Origin of the sequence: Micromonospora sp. NPDC050417 (genome assembly GCF_044458865.1) — a bacterium.
Classification (GTDB): domain Bacteria; phylum Actinomycetota; class Actinomycetes; order Mycobacteriales; family Micromonosporaceae; genus Micromonospora_G.
This window is the reverse complement of sequence record NZ_JBITIH010000011.1, coordinates 116,241-138,040: the sequence shown is the minus strand read 5'-3', so window position 1 is coordinate 138,040 and position 21,800 is coordinate 116,241. Positions and strand designations below refer to the sequence as shown.

The 21,800-nt window shown below is 70.4% G+C and carries 15 protein-coding genes and 1 riboswitch; of the genes, 8 read left to right on the top strand and 7 right to left on the bottom strand.

Going from position 1 to position 21,800, the window contains the following annotated elements; genetic code table 11:
* Window positions 1–118 precede the first annotated feature (118 nt).
* Window positions 119–1,387 carry a serine hydroxymethyltransferase gene (gene glyA, locus ACIBF5_RS16500; RefSeq protein ID WP_396812340.1) on the bottom strand — a complete coding sequence of 423 codons (1,269 nt, stop codon included), beginning with the start codon at window positions 1,385–1,387 and terminating at the stop codon, window positions 119–121.
* Window positions 1,388–1,494: 107 nt separating this feature from the next.
* A riboswitch (ZMP/ZTP riboswitch) is annotated at window positions 1,495–1,579 on the bottom strand.
* A gap of 104 nt (window positions 1,580–1,683) precedes the next feature.
* Entirely contained in the window at window positions 1,684–2,706 is a 1,023-nt protein-coding gene (locus ACIBF5_RS16495) for a LacI family DNA-binding transcriptional regulator (protein ID WP_396812338.1), read from the bottom strand.
* 459 nt (window positions 2,707–3,165) lie between these two features.
* Between ACIBF5_RS16495 and ACIBF5_RS16490 the strand changes: the two genes are divergently transcribed.
* Window positions 3,166–5,655: a glycoside hydrolase family 2 protein gene (locus tag ACIBF5_RS16490; protein ID WP_396812336.1), complete on the top strand. Its 2,490-nt coding sequence runs from the start codon at window positions 3,166–3,168 to the stop codon at window positions 5,653–5,655.
* Between the two features lie 234 nt (window positions 5,656–5,889).
* Here ACIBF5_RS16490 and ACIBF5_RS16485 read toward each other — a convergent pair whose 3' ends face one another.
* Window positions 5,890–6,276: a RidA family protein gene (locus ACIBF5_RS16485; RefSeq protein ID WP_396812334.1), complete on the bottom strand. Its 387-nt coding sequence runs from the start codon at window positions 6,274–6,276 to the stop codon at window positions 5,890–5,892.
* A gap of 124 nt (window positions 6,277–6,400) precedes the next feature.
* Window positions 6,401–8,248 (bottom strand): dihydroxy-acid dehydratase, encoded by a 1,848-nt coding sequence (gene ilvD / locus ACIBF5_RS16480; RefSeq protein WP_396812332.1) that lies wholly within the window; start codon window positions 8,246–8,248, stop codon window positions 6,401–6,403.
* 224 nt (window positions 8,249–8,472) lie between these two features.
* On the opposite strand from ilvD, the gene ACIBF5_RS16475 reads away from it, so the two are divergent.
* The 5 genes from ACIBF5_RS16475 (at window position 8,473) to serA (ending at window position 16,533) form a co-directional block, all read left to right on the top strand.
* Window positions 8,473–10,776, top strand: coding sequence for a putative bifunctional diguanylate cyclase/phosphodiesterase (locus tag ACIBF5_RS16475; protein WP_396812330.1), 2,304 nt, complete (start codon window positions 8,473–8,475; stop codon window positions 10,774–10,776).
* Between the two features lie 278 nt (window positions 10,777–11,054).
* Window positions 11,055–13,052, top strand: coding sequence for an acetolactate synthase large subunit (locus tag ACIBF5_RS16470; RefSeq protein ID WP_396812328.1), 1,998 nt, complete (start codon window positions 11,055–11,057; stop codon window positions 13,050–13,052).
* Between the two features lie 43 nt (window positions 13,053–13,095).
* Window positions 13,096–13,611, top strand: coding sequence for an acetolactate synthase small subunit (gene ilvN / locus ACIBF5_RS16465; protein ID WP_396812326.1), 516 nt, complete (start codon window positions 13,096–13,098; stop codon window positions 13,609–13,611).
* Between the two features lie 42 nt (window positions 13,612–13,653).
* Entirely contained in the window at window positions 13,654–14,667 is a 1,014-nt protein-coding gene (ilvC, locus tag ACIBF5_RS16460) for a ketol-acid reductoisomerase (RefSeq protein WP_396812325.1), read from the top strand.
* A gap of 267 nt (window positions 14,668–14,934) precedes the next feature.
* On the top strand, window positions 14,935–16,533 hold the full coding sequence (serA, locus tag ACIBF5_RS16455) for a phosphoglycerate dehydrogenase (protein ID WP_396812323.1): 1,599 nt from the start codon (window positions 14,935–14,937) through the stop codon (window positions 16,531–16,533).
* Window positions 16,534–16,594: 61 nt separating this feature from the next.
* Here serA and ACIBF5_RS16450 read toward each other — a convergent pair whose 3' ends face one another.
* Window positions 16,595–16,951, bottom strand: coding sequence for a hypothetical protein (locus ACIBF5_RS16450; protein WP_396812321.1), 357 nt, complete (start codon window positions 16,949–16,951; stop codon window positions 16,595–16,597).
* A 333-nt stretch (window positions 16,952–17,284) separates the two neighbouring features.
* A complete protein-coding gene (locus ACIBF5_RS16445) occupies window positions 17,285–18,220 on the bottom strand; it encodes an FAD:protein FMN transferase (RefSeq protein WP_396812319.1) in 936 nt (311 codons plus the stop codon).
* 223 nt (window positions 18,221–18,443) lie between these two features.
* Here ACIBF5_RS16445 and ACIBF5_RS16440 point away from each other — a divergent pair, with 223 nt between their 5' ends.
* Both ACIBF5_RS16440 and ACIBF5_RS16435 read left to right on the top strand, forming a co-directional pair.
* Complete coding sequence (locus ACIBF5_RS16440; protein ID WP_396812484.1) at window positions 18,444–19,475, top strand: 3-isopropylmalate dehydrogenase; 1,032 nt, start codon at window positions 18,444–18,446, stop codon at window positions 19,473–19,475.
* Between the two features lie 214 nt (window positions 19,476–19,689).
* Window positions 19,690–20,787, top strand: coding sequence for a branched-chain amino acid aminotransferase (locus tag ACIBF5_RS16435; RefSeq protein ID WP_396812482.1), 1,098 nt, complete (start codon window positions 19,690–19,692; stop codon window positions 20,785–20,787).
* Between the two features lie 81 nt (window positions 20,788–20,868).
* Here the strand turns inward: ACIBF5_RS16435 and ACIBF5_RS16430 are convergent, their stop codons facing one another.
* Window positions 20,869–21,609: a tyrosine-protein phosphatase gene (locus ACIBF5_RS16430; RefSeq protein ID WP_396812317.1), complete on the bottom strand. Its 741-nt coding sequence runs from the start codon at window positions 21,607–21,609 to the stop codon at window positions 20,869–20,871.
* Between the last annotated feature and the right edge of the window lie 191 nt (window positions 21,610–21,800).

The window sequence follows — 21,800 nt, the reverse complement described above, 5'->3', positions numbered from 1 at the left end:
GGGGGGGGCCGCCGGGGCGCGGGGGGGGGGGGGGGCGGGCCTGGGGGGGGGGGGTGGGGCCGGGGGGGCCCCCTTCCCCCCCCCCCCCCCCCCCCCGGCGCCCCTCCTTACACCAACGTCAGGCGGAGGCGTATCCGGGCATGGGGTAGGTGGCGAGGAGGTCGGACACCTCGCCCGCGATCCGGTCGAGGGTGGCCTCGTCGTCCTTGACCGCGGCGGTGACCGCCTCGTCCATCCAGGCCGCCACCTGCGGCATCTGCTGCTCCGTCAGGCCCCGGGTGGTGAGTGCCGCCGCGCCGAGCCGGATGCCGGACGGGTCGAACGGCTTGCGGGTGTCGTACGGCACGGTGTTGTAGTTCAGTTCGATGCCGGCCCGGTCCAGCGCCTGGGCGGCCGGCTTGCCGGCGATGCCCTTGCTGGTCAGGTCGGCCAGGATCAGGTGGTTGTCGGTGCCGCCAGAGCTGAGTTCGAAGCCCCGCTCGACCATGGCGGCGGCGAGCGCCTGGGCGTTCGCCACGACCTGGTGGGCGTACCGCCGGAAGTCCTCGGTCGACGCCTCCTTGAGGGCGACCGCGATGCTTGCGGTGGTGTGGTTGTGCGGGCCGCCCTGGAGGCCGGGGAAGACCGCCTTGTCGATCGCGCTCGCGTACTCGGCGGTCGTCATGATCATGGCGCCACGCGGTCCACGCAGGGTCTTGTGGGTGGTGGTGGTGATGACGTCGGCGTGACCCACCGGCGACGGGTGCGCCCCACCGGCGACCAGGCCGGCGATGTGCGCGATGTCGGCGACCAGGATCGCGCCGACCTCCCGGGCGATCTCGGCGAAGCCGGGGAAGTCGATGGTCCGGGGGACCGCCGTGCCGCCGCAGAAGATCACCTTGGGGCGCTCACGCAGCGCGAGGTCGCGCACCTCGTCGAGGTCGATCCGACCGGTCTCCCGGGAGACCTGGTAGCGGACCGGGGTGAACCACTTGCCGGTGGCCGAGACGGACCAGCCGTGGGTCAGGTGCCCGCCCATCGGCAGGGCCATCCCCATCACCTTGTCGCCGGGGGAGAGGAAAGCCAGGTAGACCGCGAGGTTCGCGGGGGAGCCGGAGTACGGCTGGACGTTGGCGTGGTCGACGCCGAAGAGCGCGCGGGCCCGCTCGATGGCGAGGGTCTCGATCGGGTCGATGAACTGCTGACCCTCGTAGTAACGCTTGCCGGCGTAACCCTCGGAGTACTTGTTGGTCAGCACCGTGCCGCTGGCCTCAAGCACGGCGGTGGAGACGTAGTTCTCCGAGGCGATCATGCGCAGCTTGTCGTGCTGGCGCTTGGCCTCGGACTCGATCAGGGCGGCCAACTGCGGGTCGGCGGCGGTCAGGGTGGGAATGGGCGGTACGTGCATGAGCGTCCTCCTGGCTGATCGGCGCTTGCCCGACTGCGGGGCGCGGAAGGGCAAGGCTCGCACCGGGGCCCTCTGTCCGGCCTGAGCCGGTTCAGACGGTCCCGGCTGATGTGCACCCAGGCGCGCGGTGCACGATCTCGGTCGCTCCCCGGTGGTTTCTTCCACCTCGCCGCGCCAGTCGCCTTAACCGCCCTGATCGTAGCCGCCCCGCTCCCCGTCACACCCCACGCCACCCCTCTCCTCTCGTGGATCTAGGGCGGTCCGCGTGGGTGGATCACCGATCGTCCGGATATGCCCTAGAACGGGGCGGGGGGTGGGGCGGTGCTGCCTCGGGGGGTGAGGTGGGCGGTCTCGTCCTGCAAGCTGGTGACGGGGTTGCCGGCGATGGCGGCGAGGAGCTGGCGGGCGGCGTGGGCGCCGTACGCCGGAATGTCCCGGCTGAGCGCGGTGAGGGACGGGTGCACGAGCTGGCAGAGCGGGGAGTCGTCCCAGGCCACGATGGAGAGATCGGCCGGGACGGAGAGCCCCATCTCCTGCGCCACCGCCAGCCCGGCGATCGCCATCACGTCGTTGTCGTAGACCAGTGCCGTCGGTCGTTCGGCGGAGCTGAGCAGCCGGCGGGTGACCCGGGCGCCCTCCTCGCCGGTGTAGTCCGAGGGCACCGTACGGGTCTGGTCCAGTCCGAGTCGTCGGCAGACCTCGGTGAACGCCTCCGTACGGATCTCGGTGTGCAGCAGTCCGGGCAGGCCGCCGATCCGGGTGATCCGGCGGTGGCCGAGTGCGACCAGGTATTCCACCGTCTCCACCAGGGGCGTCTCGTCGTCGGCCCAGACGCTGGCCAGGCGGCCGGTGTGTCCAGGGCCGCCGATCACGACGGTGGGCAGGCTCATTTCTTCGAGCGCGGGCACCCGTTCGTCGTCGACACGCAGGTCGCAGAGGAAGACGCCGTCAATCCGGCGCTCGCCCCACCAGCGCCGGTAGACGCCGATCTCGGTCTGGGGGTCGGCGACGATCTGAAGGGTGAGCGCGTACGACCGGGCGGAGAGTTCGGCCTCGACGCCGCTGATCAGCTCCATGAAGAACGGTTCGACACCGAGGGTGCGGGCAGGTCGGCACAGTGCCAGCCCGACGGCGTTGGCGGTCGCGCCGCTCAGGGCGCGGGCGGCGCTGTTGGGGTTGAAGCCGATCTCGCGTGCGATCGCGAGGATGCGTTGCCGGGTGCTTTCCGAGACGCCCGGCTGGCCGTTGAGGGCGTATGAGACGGCACCCTTGGAGACTCCGGCCTGGCGGGCGATGTCCGCGATCGTGGGCCGTTTCACCGGCGCTCCTCATTGGTTCGGCCGGAAACGTTCCGGGGCTGCGGTCGTCATGGTGCCGGATCGGGGGCGGTCCGGCGAGCCCGGTACGCCGTGCCGCCGTGCCCCGGTCCGAGGCGTACGGAGCTGAGGCGGCGATGAGCTTTTCCGGTTAAGCATAACGACCAGGGTGCTGTCGGTCCTTCGTGGCGGAGGCGTCGTAGGGCGGGAATAGGTGCTGTTAACGGCGAGATGGACCGATTCCACGCCTCGCCCAGCGGGCTCAGGTAGACCGAGGACTTGCGTATGCGAGCGTCTCTGACCCGCCATTGACATGAATGTGGGCCGCCCGTACGGTGGCTTCACTTATCCGGTTCAGTCAGCGTTCCTCGATGTCAGGGGGCGTTCCCGTAGGTGGAGGATGAACATGGGAGGGTTTCGCCGCAGTGCTCCGTGGAGCCACGTGAGCCAGGGGGTGCGGTCGTGACCGCCCGCCGGAGCCTGCACCAGGGCTGGTCGCTGCAAGCGTTGCCAGGACCGGGAGTGCCCGGGGAACTGCCCGAGCGGGCGGTACCGGCCACGGTGCCAGGGTGCGTGCACACCGACCTGCTCGACGCGGGGCTGATCCCCGACCCGTACCTCGACGCGAACGAACTGACGCTGGCGTGGATCGGGCGTACCGACTGGGTCTACGAGACCACATTCGACTGGGACGACGAGACGGCCGACCGGGTCGACCTCGCGTGTGCCGGGCTCGACACCGTCGCGACCGTCACCCTCAACGGCACCGAACTCGGGCGCACCGCGAACATGCACCGCGGCTACCGGTTCGACGTACGGTCCGCGCTGGTCCCGGGGGAGAACACGCTGCGGGTCCGGTTCGACTCCCCGTACCGCTACGCGGAGGAGCAGCGTGAGCGGCTCGGCAACCGGCCCAACGCGTACCCGGAGCCGTTTGCCTTCATCCGGAAGATGGCCTGCAACTTCGGCTGGGACTGGGGCCCGACACTGGTCACCGCCGGCATCTGGCAGCCGGTCGAGTTGCAGACCTGGTCGGTCGCCCGGTTGGCCGAGGTCCGACCGCTGGTCACCGTCGATGACCGGACCGGCCGGGTCGAGGTACGGGTCGAGGTCGAGCGCGCCACCGACGCGCCGCTGACCGTCGCCGCCGCCGTCGCCGGGGTGCGGGCCGAGACGGTCATCCCCGCCGAGGAGACGGTGGCGGTGTTGCGGCTGACCGTGCCAGACCCGGAACTCTGGTGGCCGCGCGGGTACGGCGGACAGCCCCGTTACCCGCTCGACGTGACCCTGCACGACGGCGACAGCACTGGCGACGGCGACGGCACCGGCCGGTTGCTCGACACCTGGCAGCGCCGGATCGGGTTCCGCTCGCTCCAACTCGACACCAGCGCCGACGAGCACGGTTCCGCGTTCACCGTCGTGGTCAACGGGACGCCGATCGTGGTCCGGGGCGTGAACTGGATCCCGGACGACGTCTTTGTCACCCGGGTCACCCGCGACCGGCTCGCCACCCGGTTCAGCCAGGCCGTCGAGGCGAACGTCAACCTGCTCCGGGTCTGGGGCGGCGGGCTGTACGAGACCGAGGACTTCTACGACCTCGCCGACGAGATGGGCCTGCTGGTGCAGCAGGACTTCCCGTTCGCCTGTGCGGCGTACCCGGAGGAGGAGCCGTTCGCCACCGAGGTGGCCGCCGAGGCCCGGGAGCAGGTGATCCGCCTCGCCAGCCACCCGAGCCTGGTGCTCTGGACCGGCAACAACGAGAACATCTGGGGCTGGCACGACTGGGGCTGGCAGGAGGAACTCGGGGACAGCACCTGGGGCGCCGGCTACTACTTCGAGCTGCTCCCCTCGATCGTGGCCGAACTGGACCCGACCCGCCCGTACTGGCCGGGCAGCCCGTGGTCCGGGCGACCCGACATCCACCCGAACGACCCGGCCCACGGCAGCATGCACATCTGGGACGTGTGGAACCAGGTCGACTACACCCACTACCGCGACTACAAGCCGCGCTTCGTCGCCGAGTTCGGCTTCCAGGCACCACCGGCGTTCTCGACGCTGCGCCGGGCACTGAGCGACGAACCGCTGGCCCACGACTCGCCCGGCATGGCGCACCACCAGAAGGCCACCGGTGGGGACGAGAAGCTTCAGCGGGGACTCGACGCCCACCTGCCGGCGCCGGTCGACTTCGACGACTGGCACTACCTGACCCAGCTCAACCAGGCGCGGGCGATCGCGCTCGGGGTGGAACACTTCCGCGCCCTGCGCCCGATCTGCATGGGCACCATCGTCTGGCAGCTCAACGACTGCTGGCCGGTCACCTCGTGGGCCGCCGTCGACGGCGACGGGCGGCGCAAACCCCTGTGGTACGCGCTGCGCCGGGCGTACGCCGACCGGCTGCTGACCGTACAGCCGGCCGACGACGGGTTGAACGTGGTCGCGGTGAACGACGGGCCGGACGGGTGGCGTACCTCGGTCACCGTCACCCGGCTCACGCTCGGCGGCGAACCGGTCGGGAAGACGACGGTCGAGGTGGACGTGGCACCGCACTCGGCGGCGACCGTACCGCTCCCGGCCGACGTCGCCGTCGCCGACCAGCCCCGCCACGAGCTGCTGCTCGCCGAGGCGACCGGTACGGGCGAGCGTGCGTTCTGGTTCTTCGCCGAGGACCGCGACATCCCGTACCCGACAGCCCGTTACGACACGGTGGTCGAGTCGGAGCGGGCCGCCTCGGGATACGTGGCCCGGGTACGGGTGACCGCCCGGACCATCCTGCGGGACCTGGTGCTCGCTGCCGACCGCCTCGACCCCACCGCCGAGGTGGGCGACGCCCTGGTCACCCTCCTGCCGGGCGAGTCGGTGACGTTCACCGTCACGTCGGCGGGCCCGCTCGACGTCGCCGCGCTCGGGGCCGGGCCTGTCCTCCGTTGCGTCAACGACCGACCCGGCGCCTGAAGAGGAAGCGAATCAACCGGCGGTCCGGCAAATCCGCACGGTCTGCTCAGGACGCGACTCCCCGCCGGGGAACTGTCCAGGCCGGGTGTGGTCGTCGCACTGCCCGCCGCTGTGACGGGCGGGCCGGGTCGGCTCGGTGGGCGGGACGTCGTCGTCCTGGACCGAGTCGATCTGGCCCGCCCGGGGCGGCGACGACTGCGTACGCCGCGACCATCATTGCGTCGCCGCTGACCGTCACGCCGCCGCGATCACCTCAATCTCCACCAACCAGGCGTTCACCAGCGTCTGGACGACGATTGCCGTGGTGGGCACGACCCGGCCGCCGAGAGCGGCGACGCGGGCTTCGGCGTTGGCTTCGGCGTAGGAGGCATCCGTCAAATAACTCGTCAGTCTCACGATGTTGTCGACGGTCATGTCGGCCGAGGCGAGGATGGCCCGGATGTTCGACCAGATGAGTTCGAGCTGTTCGGCAAGGGTGCTGCCCGGCGTCCCGTCCGGGTGCAGACCCATGGTGCCCGCGACGAAGAGCAGACGCTCCGCGCCACGCACCTCCATCGCGTGCGCATAGTCGCTCGTGGCCGGGTAGACGCCGTCCGACGGACGGTGTGGCTTCAGCTCCATCCGATCATATTTTCAGGGAAACGACGTGGTAGCCATGCGTCTACCCCGACGACGAGGGAACCCCCCGGCGGGCGGTTAGGAAGGGGCCCTTCCTATACAAAAAGCGATAACAAGGGGCCCTTCCTTACTCCGGGACGCGGCGGTAGGCGCCGTCGCTGGCGGAGGTGGCCATCGAGGCGTACGCGCGCAGTGCCGCCGACACGGGGCGCTGGCGGTCGACGGGCGTGTACGGCTTGTCGCGCTTCTCCTGGGCGACCCGGCGGGCGTCGAGCACCTCGGCCGGCACGTTCAGTTCGATCGACCGGGTCGGGATGTCGATGACGATCTCGTCGCCCGGCTCGACCAGTGCGATCAGGCCGCCGCCGGCCGCCTCGGGCGAGATGTGCCCGATGGAGAGGCCGGAGGTGCCGCCGGAGAACCGGCCGTCGGTGATCAGCGCGCAGTCCCGGCCGAGGCCGCGTCCCTTGAGGAACGAGGTGGGGTAGAGCATTTCCTGCATGCCGGGGCCGCCCTTGGGGCCCTCGTAGCGGATCACCACAACGTCCCCGGCGACGATCTCCTTGGCGAGGATCGCGGTGACCGCGTCGTCCTGCGATTCGTAGACCTTGGCGGGTCCACGGAAGCTGAGCCGGTCGGCCGGGACACCGGCGGTCTTCACCACGGCGCCTTCCGGGGCCAGGTTGCCGTGCAGGATGGCGAGCCCGCCGTCGACGGTGTAGGCGTGCTCCCGGTCCCGCAGGCAGCCGTTGGCCGCGTCGGTGTCCAGGGTCGCCCACCGGTTGGTGGTGGAGAACGCCTCGGTGGTGCGGACCCCGCCGGGGGCGGCGTGGAACAGTTCGACCGCCTCGGGGGTGGGGCTGCCGCCCCGGATGTCCCAGTCGGCGAGCCACTGGTCGAGGTTGGGGGAGTGCACCGAGTGCACGTTCCGGTTGAGTAGGCCGGCCCGGTCGAGTTCGCCGAGGATGGCCGGGATGCCACCGGCCCGGTGCACGTCCTCCATGTGGTACTTCGGCGAGTTCGGGGCCACCTTCGCCAGGCAGGGCACCCGGCGGGAGATGGCGTCGATGTCGGCGACGGTGAAGTCGAGTTCCGCCTCGCGGGCGGCGGCGAGCAGGTGCAGCACGGTGTTGGTGGAGCCGCCCATCGCCACGTCCAGGGCGACCGCGTTGTCGAACGCGGCCCGGCTGGCGATCGAGCGGGGCAGGACCGAGTCGTCGTCGCCGTCGTACCACCGCTTGGAGATCTCGACGATGGTCCGGCCGGCCTCCTCGAACAGCGCCTTGCGCGCGGCGTGGGTGGCCAGGACCGAGCCGTTGCCCGGCAGGGCCAGCCCGATCGCCTCGGTGAGGCAGTTCATCGAGTTGGCGGTGAACATGCCGGAGCAGGAGCCGCAGGTCGGGCAGGCGGAGCGCTCGATCGCGCCGAGTTGGTCGTCGGTGACCGCGTCGTTCGATGCGGCGATCATCGCGTCGATCAGGTCGATCTTGTCGTGCACGATCCCCTCGATCGCCACCGTCTTGCCGGCCTCCATCGGGCCGCCGGAGACGAAGACGGTGGGGATGTTGAGCCGGAGCGCGGCGAGCAGCATCCCGGGGGTGATCTTGTCGCAGTTGGAGATGCAGACCAGCGCGTCCGCGCAGTGCGCGTTGACCATGTACTCGACCGCGTCGGCGATCAGCTCGCGGCTGGGCAGGGAGTAGAGCATGCCGCCGTGGCCCATGGCGATGCCGTCGTCCACCGCGATCGTGTTGAACTCCCGGCCTACCCCGCCGGCCTCGGCCACCGCGTCGGCGACCAGGCCGCCGAGGTCCTTGAGGTGGACGTGACCGGGTACGAACTGGGTGAAGCTGTTGGCGATGGCCACGATCGGCTTGCCGAAGTCGTCGTCGGTCATTCCGGTGGCCCGCCAGAGCGCACGCGCCCCGGCCATCGTCCGGCCGTGTGTGGAGGTCTTCGACCGCAGGTCAGGCATTGCACCAGTGTTACACCGTCGGCGCGGAACGGGCCGGGGCGCCGCATCGCGCGTCCAGAACGCGGGAAACGGCGACAATCGGCGCCCCTTACGTCCCGCCTGATCACTCCCGCCCGATTCGTCGTGGCGAATGTGGGGTCGACACCTGCCCGACTTGTCTTTCCCGGTCAAACTAGGAGCCCCCCGTACCCCACGGGACGGCCGGTATCCGGCACAGTGGATGCGTGCAACTCCCCTCGGTCGCGACGGTCGTCGCGGTGATGGGTGGGCTCGCGGCGGTGGCCGGTACGTCGGTGCTGATCTTCTCAGGGCTTCGACGGACCGGTATCCGACGTCAGGCCCACCTGATCATCGCTGGCGGAGCCGCCCTGGCCACGATCAGCGCGATCGCCGGCCTGGTCGGCATCCTCAGCATGGCTCCGCACTGGGTCCACCACCAGCCGCAGCGGATGCCGCTCGCCACCGTGGTCGCGATCGGGATCTCGGTCAGCAGCCTGGTGCTCTGCGCGGGGGTGTTGCGGCTGCCGGGCGCCACTCAGAGCAGGTCGGCCACGCTTCGCCTGATCCTGGACGGGGTGGTGATCGGGGCGGCGCTCTGGTTCGTCGGCTGGGTGCTGCTGGCCGAGCCGACCCGGCTGCTCGGCGACGCGACCCCGAGGGGCTGTCCGGCGATCCTGCTTGCCACGGTGGTCGCGGCCGGGGCGGTCGGGTTGGTCTTCGTGGTCGGCGTACGGGCTCCCTGGCCGCGCCGGGAACTGTTGTCGATCGCCGCCGGGGTGATCCTGGTCGCGGTGGCCGGCCTCGGTCTGGCGGCCGGCATCTGCCAGGCCGGTCCGGGGGTGGCGCTGACCGGTGCGGTTCTGCTCTCGGTCGGCTTCCTGTTGCTCTTCGCCGGCCTCCGCTCGCCTGACCCGGTCGGTGAGGTGGACGCCGACATCATCCGGCGGGGCAGCGGCTACGCCTTCCTGCCGATGCTCGCGATGGCCGTGTCGGCCGTCTACCACCTGCTCCGGATGGGCGACTTCACCATGCTCGGCATCGTCTGTGGCAGCGTGGAGGGGTTCGCGCTGGTCGCCCGGCAGTCTCTCGCCCTGCGGGACGTCCGGGCGTACGCGGGCCGGTTGGCCGAGCGCGAGGCGCACTTCCGGGAGCTGGCGCACACCGACCCGTTGACCGGATTGGCGAACCGGCGTGGACTGCTCCGCGCGTTGCAGCAGGAGTCCGGGTCGGGCGCGCCGTGCGTACTCCTTGGTCTCGATCTTGATGGTTTCAAGAACGTCAACGACCTGCACGGTCATGACGTCGGGGACGCGGTGCTGGCCGAGGTGGCGCAGCGGCTGCGGCTGAACCTGCGGCCCGGGGACGTGGCCGCCCGGCTCGGCGGCGACGAGTTCGCGGTGCTGATGTGGGCCCGGCCGCCGGAGGCGCAGCGGGTGGCCGAGCGGCTGCTCGGCATCCTCGGCCGCCCCTACGACCAACCGGTCGGGCGGATCTTTCTCTCGGTGAGCATCGGGGTGGCCGGGCAGGCGAGCGCACCCGAGGTGGAGACGCTGCTGCGCAACGCCGACCTGGCGCTGCGCTACGCCAAGCAGCGGGGGAAGAACCGGGTCGAGCGCTACGACGTCGCCTACGACCACCTGCTGCGCCGCCGGACCACGTTGGAACACGAGATGCGCGGCGCGATCGAGCGCGACGAGCTGCACCTCGCCTTCCAACCGGTGGTGGCGGTGCCGTCGGTACGTCCGGTCGGGGCCGAGGCGCTGCTCCGCTGGCACCACCCGAAGCTGGGCAGTGTCCGGCCGGACGAGTTCATCCCGTTGGCCGAGGAGTGCGGCATGATCGCGCAGCTCGGCGCGTGGGTGCTGCACCAGGCGTGTCACCAGTTGTCGATCTGGCTGGCGGACGGGCACGACGTCTGGGTCTCGGTGAACGTGTCGCCGAAGGAGCTGCACGCCCCGGAATATGTGGTGCAGGTCGCCGAGGCGCTGCGGGCGCACCGGGTGCCGCCGCAGCGGCTGGTGCTGGAGGTGACCGAACACGCGGTCGCGACCGACCTGGACGAGCTGATTCGCCGGCTGGCCGCGTTGCGCGCCACCGGCGTACGGATCGCCCTGGACGACTTCGGGGCGGGTTACTCCTCCCTCGGACAGCTACGGAAGCTGCCGATCGACATTCTGAAGATCGACCACAGTCTGGTTGCCGAGCAGGAGCCGATCCGGGCCCGGGAGAGCGGTGAGCGCCGGGTCTTCGCGCCGATGGTCGACGTGGTGATGCGGCTCGGTCACCAACTCGGGTTGGAGGTGATCGCGGAGGGGGTGACGAACCCGTTGGAGCTGGCAGCGGTGGTCGAGGCCGGCTGCCGGTTCGGACAGGGACAGCTCTTCGGCTGGGGGGTTCCGGCCGAGCATCTGGAGGCGATGCTCGATGCCGCGACCTCGCCCGGAGCGCGTGCGGTGCCCGCGCCACGAAACCGACCTGCCCAGAATCTGGGATCAGTTGACTCATCGCGTGAGATGCGTCAGGCTTGACCCCATGTCGTCGACCAGGTCGTTTCGAGTACTTACCTGAGCGCACTCTCGAGTCAGAGAGTGCGCTGGCCCCGTGCATCTGCACGAGGGCCGTTTTTATTGGCCATCTCCCAGTCAACGAGGCGGGTCCTTCCACCTCGGCCCGGGTGCCAAGCCTCGCGTACGGGTGACCAGCCCGGCCGAGCGGACGTCGGGCGAGCGGATCCCCTCATCGGGCGGGCTTCCCCCGCAACGCACCACGCAGACAACACCGATCTGAGTTAAAGGCCTGAATCGCTATGACGAGACCCACGCCAGAGACACTCGCCCACACCGCGCGTCGAAGTCGGCAGAGCGCCGAGGTGGTAACCGACCCCGCTGAGCAGCTCGCCCGCCGCGCCCGTACCGGGGGTATCGAGGGTGGCGCGGCCGGCCAGGCGACCCGTCGGGCCCGCCCGGCCGACGAGTCCGGTGACACCGCCGTCGCGCCACTGCCCGGCGGGGTGCCGGGTCCCGCGCGGGTCGTGAGCCCGACGCCGGTCAGTGGCGCGGGGTCGTTGGTCAAGTCGCTGGAGGCGCTCGGCGTCGACGTCGCGTTCGGCATCCCCGGTGGCGCCATCCTGCCCGCGTACGACCCGCTCTACGATTCGTCCGTGCGGCACATCCTGGTCCGTCACGAGCAGGGCGCCGGCCACGCGGCGACCGGATACGCGCAGGCCACCGGCAAGGTCGGGGTCTGTATCGCGACGTCCGGCCCGGGGGCCACCAACCTGGTCACCCCGATCGCCGACGCCTACATGGACTCGGTGCCGGTGGTCGCGATCACCGGCCAGGTGGCCCGGCCGTCGATCGGTACGGACGCGTTCCAGGAAGCCGACATCCAGGGCATCACGCTTCCGATCACCAAGCACAACTTCCTGGTCCAGACGGCGGAGGAGATCCCGCGGGTGCTGGCCGAGGCGTTCCACCTCGCGTCGACCGGCCGCCCTGGCCCGGTTCTGGTCGACATCCCCAAGGACGTGCTCCAGGCGCAGACCACCTTCTCCTGGCCGCCCACGCTCGACCTGCCCGGATACCGCCCGACCCTGCACCCGCACGGCAAGCAGATCCGCGAGGCGGCGCGGCTGATCGCGACCTCCCGTCGACCGGTGCTCTACGTCGGTGGCGGTGTGCTCAAGGCAGGTGCCACCGAGGGGCTGCTGCGACTGGCCGAGTTGACCGGCATCCCGGTGGTCACCACGCTGATGGCCCGGGGCGCCTTCCCCGACTCGCACCCGCAGCACCTCGGCATGCCCGGCATGCACGGCACCGTCGCCGCCGTGTACGGCCTTCAGAAGGCGGACCTGATCGTGGCGCTCGGGGCCAGGTTCGACGACCGGGTGACCGGCCAGTTGGATTCCTTCGCCCCCGGCGCGGCGATCGTGCACGCCGACATCGACCCGGCCGAGATCGGCAAGAACCGGGCCGCCGACGTGCCGATCGTCGGTGACGCGCGGCACGTGATCGACGAGCTGATCGACGCGGTGCGGGCCGGTGGGGAGCGTCCCGCCGGTGCCGGTGGGCGGTCGGTTCCCGGCGACCGGACCGAGTGGTGGGAGCAGCTCAACGACCTGCGTGAGCGCTACCCGCTCGGGTACGACGAGCCGACCGACGGCACGCTCGCCCCGCAGTACGTGATCAAGCGGCTGGGTGAGCTGGTCGGTCCGGACGCGATCTACGTGGCGGGCGTCGGCCAGCACCAGATGTGGGCGTCGCAGTTCATCTCGTACGAGAAGCCGAACACCTGGCTCAACTCCGGCGGGCTGGGCACGATGGGTTACGCGGTGCCGGCGGCGATGGGTGCCAAGGTCGGTCGGCCGGAGACCGTGGTCTGGGCGGTGGACGGCGACGGCTGCTTCCAGATGACCAACCAGGAGTTGGCCACCTGTGCCCTGGAGGGCATCCCGATCAAGGTTGCTCTGATCAACAACGGCAACCTGGGCATGGTCCGGCAGTGGCAGACGCTCTTCTACGGTGAGCGTTACTCCAACACCGAGCTCGGCACGCACAAGCACCGGATTCCGGACTTCGTGAAGCTCGCCGAGGCACTCGGCTGTGTCGGCCTGCGCTGCGAGACCGCCGCCGACGTGGACAAGACCATCGAAGCGGCGATGGCGATCAACGACGCCCCCGTTGTCATCGACTTCGTGGTCGGCAAGGACGCCATGGTCTGGCCGATGGTCGCCGCCGGCACCAGCAACGACGAGATCATGTTCGCCCGGGACGTCCGCCCGGCTTTCGAGGACGACGACCTGTGACGCGACGACCTGTGACGCGACGACCTGTGAGGCGGAGTACGACATGACCATGCACACGCTCTCCGTGCTGGTGGAGAACAAGCCCGGCGTGCTCGCCCGGGTCGGTGGGCTCTTCTCCCGCCGTGGCTTCAACATCGACTCGCTCGCGGTCGGGGAGACCGAGAACCCGGACGTCTCCCGGATCACGATCGTGGTCAACGCCGACTCCTCACCCCTGGAGCAGGTCACCAAGCAGCTCAACAAGCTGGTCAACGTGTTGAAGATCGTCGAGCTGGACGCGTCCGTCTCGGTCGCCCGCGAACTGGTGCTGGTGAAGGTGCGGGCCGACCGGGCCGCCCGGGCCCAGGTGCTGGAGACGGTGAACCTGTTCCGGGCCCGGGTCGTCGACGTCGCGCCGGACACCCTCACCATCGAGGCGACCGGCACCCCGGACAAACTGGATGCGCTGCTGCGTGATCTGGAGCCCTTCGGAATCAAGGAAATGGTGCAGTCCGGACTGGTGGCCATCGGGCGCGGCTCGCGTTCGATCACCACAGGCTCGGCCCTGCGTGCCGCTTAGGACCGGTGGCCCGGCCATCGGGCGCCGCATGAAAGGGAAGTTATGAGCATCGAGATTTTCTACGACGACGACGCCGACCTGGGCCTGATCCAGGCCAAGAAGGTCGCGGTCCTGGGGTACGGCAGCCAGGGCCACGCGCACGCGCTGTCGCTGCGCGACTCGGGCGTCGACGTGGTGATCGGTCTGCCGGAGGGCTCCAAGAGCCGGGTCAAGGCCGAGGAGCAGGGCCTGCGTGTGCTGACCCCGGCCCAGGCGTCCGCCGAGGCTGACGTGATCATGGTGCTCGCGCCGGACACCGCCCAGCGCTCGCTCTACGCCGAGGCGATCGAGCCGAACCTCACCGAGGGCAAGGCGCTCTTCTTCGGCCACGGCCTGAACATCCGGTACGGCTTCATCACCCCGCCGGCGAACGTCGACGTGGCGATGGTCGCGCCGAAGGGCCCGGGTCACCTGGTCCGCCGCCAGTACGTCGACGGCAAGGGTGTGCCGGTGCTGGTCGCGGTCGAGCAGGACGCCAGCGGCACTGCCCTCGCGCTCGCCCTCGCGTACGCCAAGGGCATCGGTGGCACCCGCGCGGGCGCGATCCGGACCACCTTCAAGGAGGAGACCGAGACCGACCTCTTCGGCGAGCAGGCGGTCCTCTGCGGCGGCGCCTCGGCGCTGGTGCAGACCGGTTTCGAGGTGCTCACCGAGGCGGGCTACGCCCCGGAGATCGCCTACTTCGAGTGCCTGCACGAGCTGAAGTTGATCGTCGACCTGATGTACGAGGGCGGCATCGCCCGGATGCGCTACAGCGTCTCCGACACCGCCGAGTACGGCGACTACTCGCGTGGCCCGCGCGTCATCGACAGCCGGGTCAAGGACGAGATGCGCAAGATCCTGGCCGAGGTCCAGTCCGGGGAGTTCGCCCGCGAGTGGATCGCCGAGGACGACGCCGGTCGCCCCAACTTCACCAAGTGGCGGGCCGAGGGTGCGGCGCACCCGATCGAGGAGACCGGCAAGAAGCTGCGCGGCATGATGAGCTGGGTCGACCGCCCGCTCACCGAGACGGCCTGACCTCTGGTCGGTCTGACCGGCTGACGTCCGTACGACGCGTTCACGGCGCCTCCGTCGTGGTGGGAATCCACCACCGGGGGCGCTGTGTCGTTTCCTGGTCCGCTGCCTGTGTGGCGCCTACGATCGCGGTTAGTCGATGCATCCGCACCGTACGACTATCCGCACCGTACGACCATCGCACCGTACGACCATCGATGGCGCGGCGCCGGGCGCAGAGCGGCGTCCTGCTCGCCACCGCCGTCGCCCCGGACGACGTCAAGAGGACGCATGAAGCCTGTCGTACTGATCGCAGAGGAACTCGCCCCGGCCGCCGTCGACGTGCTCGCGCACGACTTCGACGTACGCCACGTCGACGGCACCGACCGTCCCGCCCTGCTCACCGCCCTCGCCGAGGCGAACGCGGTGATCGTGCGCAGCGCCACCGTGATCGACCAGGAGGCGGTCGCCGCCGCGCCCCGGCTGCGGGTGGTCGCCCGCGCCGGCGTCGGACTGGACAACGTGGAGGTGCCCGCCGCCACCGCCCGGGGCGTGATGGTGGTGAACGCACCGACCTCGAACATCGTCTCCGCCGCCGAGCAGGCGATCGCGTTGCTGCTGGCGGTCGCCCGCAACACCGCCAGCGCGAGTGCCGCGCTGAAGGCGGGGGAGTGGAAACGGTCCAGGTACACCGGTGTGGAGGTCCAGGGCAAGACCGTCGGGGTGGTCGGACTCGGTCGGATCGGGGTTCTGTTCGCCGCCCGGATGGCGGCCTTCGGCACGAAGCTGGTCGCGTACGACCCGTACATCCAACCGGCGCGGGCGGCCCAGCTCGGGGTCCGCCTGGTCGGGTTGGAGGAGCTGTTGCGGGAGAGCGACTTCATCTCCATCCATCTGCCGAAGACACCGGAGACGGTGGGCCTGATCGGTGAGAAGGAGTTGGCGATGGTGAAGCCCGGTGTCCGGATCGTCAACGCGGCCCGGGGCGGGCTCGTCGACGAGCAGGCGTTGGCCGACGCGATCGCCGAGGGGCGGGTCGCCGGTGCCGGCATCGACGTCTACGGCAAGGAGCCGTGCACCGCGTCGCCGCTGTTCGCCTTCGACAACGTGGTCGCCACCCCGCACCTGGGTGCCTCCACGGTGGAGGCGCAGGACAAGGCGGGCCTCGCGGTGGCGCGCAGCGTCAAGCTGGCGTTGCAGGGCGAGTTCGTACCGGACGCGGTGAACGTGCAGGCCGGTGGGGTGGTGGCGGAGGACGTACGGCCGTTGTTGCCGTTGGCCGAGAAGCTCGGCCGGGTCTTCACGGCGGTGGCGGGTGGAGTCGCCGCCAGCGTGACCGTCGAGGTACGCGGCGAGATCGTCGCCCACGAGGTGTCGGTGTTGAAGCTCGCCGCGACCAAGGGGCTGTTCGCCTCGGTGGTGGAGGAGCAGGTGACGTACGTCAACGCGCCGCATCTCGCCGCCGCGCGCGGGGTCGAGGTCGCGCTGACCACGCACACCGAGACGATCGACCACCCGAACCTGGTGACCCTGGCCGGGGCGCTGCCCGACGGCCGTTCGGTCAGTGTCTCGGGCACGGTGACGAGCACCGGCACCCGGGACGTGTTCCGGCTCACCGAGGTCGACGGCTTCGACCTGGAGTTGGGCGCGGAGGGCATCCTGCTCTTCTTCCGGTACGCGGACCGGCCCGGTGTGGTGGGCCTGGTCGGTTCGATCCTCGGCACGGCCGGGGTGAACATCGCCGCGATGCAGGTGGCGCGGCGGGAGGCCGGTGGGGAGGCGCTGATGACGTTGACCGTGGACTCGGCGCTCGACGCGGAGCTGCTCGGCTCGGCGGCCGATTCGATCGGCGCGGTCGCGGCCAGCGCCGCCGACCTGCGCGAAGAGTAGTTGCCGGGTGGGGAGGCTGATAAGCCCGCCGGGGCTCGGCCGGTAGCCGAGCCCCGGCGGGTCAGCGGACCACCGTTCTCGGCGGTGGGTAGACCGAGCCGTCCTGGGGGTCGAACAGCAGCAGGCCGTGCTCGCCGGCGAGCCGTTCGATCAGTAGCAGTACCTCGTCGTCGCAGCTGGGACTCAGTCTCATCTCGACATGGTCCGCCGCGATGTGCAGCGGAACCACCTCCCAGGGCGAGGCGGGTGCGGCGACCCCGTCCGGGTGGCGCGCGATGACCGCCCGGTAGAAGGCCGCCACCCGTGGCTGTGGTGCACCCCGGGCGTGCTGGCCCTGACGGCACCTCGCATGGGCCGCCCGCACCTCCGCTGACGAGGCCCCGTGCTCCAGGGCCCACACAACCAGATCGAAACTCACGGTGGTACAGGGTGCCATCCGACGTTCACCCGTTCGTGCGTACCCCGCGCGACTCGCGGTGAATATCCTCAGACGACGCGTCGTGCACACGGCCTTGCGGCGAGTTGCGTCGATTGGCTAGGTTCCATACTGGATACCCGGTGAGTTCCCAGGCGTGGACTCGTCTTCGGGTGATGAGCGCGCGTCGACCAACCGGGTAACCGGCACACCCCGTGTACGCGAGCCACGCGTACTCGTCGCTGGCCGGCCCCCACGATCGTTGCCGAGAACGTGGGGGCCGTCTCGCATGCACCGTTGCGCGGCAGCGAGGATGTTCGCGGCGCGGTGGTGCGGTCAGACCGAGGCGCGGGCCGGACGGGGCAGGGCCATCAGGGCGCGGTAGCCGTTCGACGTGGGGAACCAGTCCAGCCCGGCCGGACCGGCGGCGTAGAGCGCGGTGGCGTAGGCGTCCGCGACGGAGAGGTCGGGTCCGAGGACCGTGGTGGCGGCGAGTTGACGGGCCGGCTCTCCGGTGTGCGGGTCGACCACGTGGTCGACCCGGCCGGCCACGCCGGAGCTGCCGATCGCGCCGCTGGTCAGCTCCAGGGTCAGCGGGGCGTGCGGGGTGCCGCCCGGGTGGGTCCGGTTGATCGGATAACGCCCCTCGTTCGGCCGCGGTACGGCCGCTCGCTGGTGTACCGCGATCCGCCACGGCCCGCCGTGCGGTGCGCGTCCCTGCACCACCAGGTCACCGCCACTGAGTACGGCGTAGTCCGCGCTGCCGGCGGCGCGCAGCCGGGCCGCGGCGCGTTCGACCGCCCAGCCCTTGAGTAGGCCGCCGGGGTCGAACCCGCCCGGTACGGCCCAGGCGTCGAACCAGCCGTCGGTGGCTGCCCGCATCGCCGCGCACCGTTGCACCAGGTCGGCCAGGGGTGGGTACGCGTCGGCCGCTATCTCGCCACGGCGCAGCCGGGAGACGAGGCTCTCCGGTCGGGCCGGACTGTAGGTGAGGTCGATCGCCCGTAGTTCCGCCACCGCGTCTCGGATCGCCTCGCCGAGGCCACGCCGGCCCCACTCGGCCGGCCCGTTGACCACCAGGGAGTATTCGGCGATGGAGGTGCGTACGGTGTGCCGGGCGACGACCAGGTCGGCGCGGGTGGTGGCAAGTCCGGGGCCGGGTCGGCCGGGAAGGCCGGGGCTCGGGCCACCGCCGAGCCGAAGGTCGGGTGGGGCGGTACGGTCCTGCGCCCACCGGTGACGATCGGTTCGGCTGCGCTCACTGATCGGCATCTTCCGCCCCCTCTGTGCCGGTGCCGGTAGGCCCGTCGCGGGCCGGCCGTTCGGGCCACCGGAAGCACCATAAGCAGCGAAGATGGCCGTCTCATGGGTATCGCCTGAGAGTGTCCTGAGCATTCCCGTTTCCCAGACTCTAGGACCGGCGTACCGTAAAACGAGACAGGGCCTTAACGTTTCCTAGAGACGGCGTGAGAGACAAAAGGGGTTCAACGTGTCGGTGGCACGGATCGCGGTAGTGGCCGGTGACGGTATCGGGCCGGAGGTGGTGGCGCAGGCCCGGAAGGTCATCGACGCGGTGCTCCCCGGTGTCGAGGCCACGGAGTACGACCTTGGCGCCGCGCGCTACCACCGGACCGGCGAGGTGCTGCCGGACTCCGTCCAGGCCGAACTCGCCGGACACGACGCCATCCTGCTCGGTGCCGTCGGCGACCCCACCGTGCCGCCGGGCGTGCTCGAACGTGGCCTGCTGCTGCGCCTGCGCTTCGACTTCGACCAGTACGTCAACCTGCGCCCGTCCCGGCTCTGGCCGGGCACCACGAGCCCGCTGGCCACGGTCAAGCCGGGCGAGATCGACCTGGTGGTGGTCCGTGAGGGGACCGAGGGCCTCTACGCCGGTGCCGGCGGATCGCTGCACCGGGGCACTCCGGCGGAGGTCGCGACCGAGGAGAGTCTGAACACCCGGCACGGCGTGGAACGGGTGATCCGGGACGCGTTCGCCCGCGCCGAGCGGCGGGAGCGGCGCAAGGTCACCCTGGTGCACAAGACCAACGTGCTCACCCACGCCGGCTCGCTCTGGGCCCGTGCGTTCCAGGCGGTCGCCGCCGAACACCCGGACGTCGAGACCGAGTACCAGCACGTGGACGCGGCGGCGATGTTCCTGGTCACCCAGCCGCAGCGGTATGACGTGGTGGTCACCGACAACCTCTTCGGCGACATCCTCACCGACATCGCGGCGGCGGTCAGCGGCGGCATCGGACTCGCCGCCAGCGGCAGCATCAACCCGGAGCGGGCCTACCCCTCCATGTTCGAACCGGTACACGGCTCGGCACCGGACATCGCCGGTCAGGACGTGGCCGACCCGGCCGCCGCGGTGCTCTCCGCCGCCCTGCTCCTCGACCACCTCGGCCACACCGACGCGGCGAAGCGAGTAACCGGGGCGGTCGCGGCCGAACTCGCCGCCCGTACCCCGGGCGCGGCGCTGCGTACCGCCGAAGTTGGCGACCGGCTTGCCGCCCACGCGGCCGGCTGATCCACGGACCGACTCCCGATCTGCTCTATCCTGGTCGGCGCCCACCCCTCGGGGGTGGGCGCTGGCGTTGCCGTACGTGATCGTCGCGGAGCCGTGCCGGTCGACGAGCCGACCGGAGACTCCCGTTGAACGAGCGTTCGGGGTAAGTTTTCTTCAAGTCGTTTCCCCCTGGCGCGCCCCTGTCCGCGTGCCGAACCCCATGGAGGTCAGCGCGATGAGCGGTGGTGACAAGCTCGATTTCGAGATCCGTCCGAATCCTCGCCCGGTATCCGCCGCCGAGCGGGCCGCGCTGATGGCAAACCCTGGATTCGGTCGGGTCTTCACCGACCACATGGTCACGATCCGCTACGCCGAGGGCAAGGGCTGGTACGACGCCCGGGTGGAGGCACGGGGCCCGATCCCGATGGACCCGGCGACCGCGGCGCTGCACTACGCACAGGAGATCTTCGAGGGACTCAAGGCGTACCACGCGGCCGACGGAGGGGTGACCCTGTTCCGGCCCGAGGCCAACGCCGAGCGGTTCATCGAGTCGGCCCGCCGGATGGCGATGCCCGCGCTGCCTCCGCAGGTCTTCATCGACGCGCTGCACCATCTGATCGAGGCCGACCGGGAGTGGATCCCGACGGCCGACGACGGCACTCTCTACCTACGCCCGTTCATGTTCGCCAGCGAGGTCTTCCTCGGCGTGCGACCGGCAAACGAATACCTCTTCGTGGTGATCGCGTCCCCGGTCGGGTCCTACTTCACCGGTGGGGTCAAGCCGGTCAACGTCTGGGTCTCACCGAACTACACCCGGGCCGCTCCGGGCGGCACCGGCGCGGCGAAGTGCGGCGGCAACTATGCCTCATCGCTGGTGGCCCAGGCGGAGGCGATCGAACACGACTGCGACCAGGTCGTCTTCCTCGACGCCGTCGAGCGCACGTACGTCGACGAACTCGGTGGGATGAACATCTTCTTCGTCTACGACGACGGCACCCTGGTCACGCCGCCGCTGACCGGCACCATACTGCCTGGCATCACCCGGGACTCGGTGCTGACCCTGGCTCGCGAGGAGGGGCGGACCGTGGTCGAGCGCCCGGTCAGCTTCGCCGACTGGCAGGCCGACGCGGCCAGCGGAAAACTGCGTGAGGTCTTCGCCTGCGGCACCGCCGCGGTGATCACTCCGATCGGCGGGGTGCGCTTTCCGGACGGGGAGTTCACCATCGCCGACGGCAACCCCGGAGAGATCACCAGCGGGCTGCGTCAGCGTCTGGTCGACCTCCAGCGGGGTCGGGCCGACGACACCCACAACTGGGTGCACCGGGTGAGCTGACCCCGTCCGTCGCCCGCCTGTTCGTTGATTGAGGGGCCGAGATCCCACCGGATCTCGGCCTCTCGATCTGTGCGCCGTGAGTCAGTCGAGCAGGTGAGTGCGGAGGTCGGCGATCTGGGTCCGGGTCAGCCCGGCGGACAGAAGGTAGTCCTCGGTCGAGCCGTGTTCCTGCCGTAGTTCGGTCAGGAAAAGCATCATCGCCTCGGCCGGTGACGAGTAGAAAGGCTGGGGCAGCGGTGCCGCCGTCGGCAGGTGGGTGCTGATCCAGGCGCGGAACCGTTCGGACGCCTCGGTGCTCAACGCGTAGTCGGCGGCGATGTCGGCGTCGCTCACCCCGAGCAGTGACAGGGTCAGGGCGCAGACGACCCCGGTCCGGTCCTTCCCGGCGACGCAGTGCACCACCACCGGTGCCGCGTCCGCGTCCGCGATCGTGCCGACGGCACGGGCGATGCCGGCGGCGCCGGTCTCGGCCAGATCCCGGTAGCGGTTCGCGAGGTACCGTGCGACCCCGAGTTCCTCCTCGTACGGGACCTCGTCCCACTCCCGGTGCTCGGGATGGATGTGCAGGTAGGTCAGCCCGTCGTACGCCGGCACCCGGCCGTCCCGGGTCACCTCGTGCGGGCGGCGCAGGTCGACCACGGTCCGGATGCCCAGCTCGACGAAGACCGCCTGGTCGACCTCTTCGATCCGGTGCAGTGAGTCCGACCGGTAGAGCCGGCGCCAGCGCACCGTGTGCCCGTCGAGTCCGGTGTAACCACCGACGTCGCGGAAGTTGAAGAGGCTGGCGAACGTGGTCACACGACTGATCGGGGATGCGTCCATGACCTCACCATATCCGCCCGTACCCGCCATCCGCCCAGCCAAATGATCATCCACTCGCGACACGTGGTTGGGGTGTAAGGAGGGGCCCCAAAATAAGACATAGAGGTTAAAATGGGCCCCTGCGTAAAACCAGATCGGGCGGGGCGGGGGGGTGGCGGGGTGTGCGGACAATGCGCCCGCTTAGGCACACA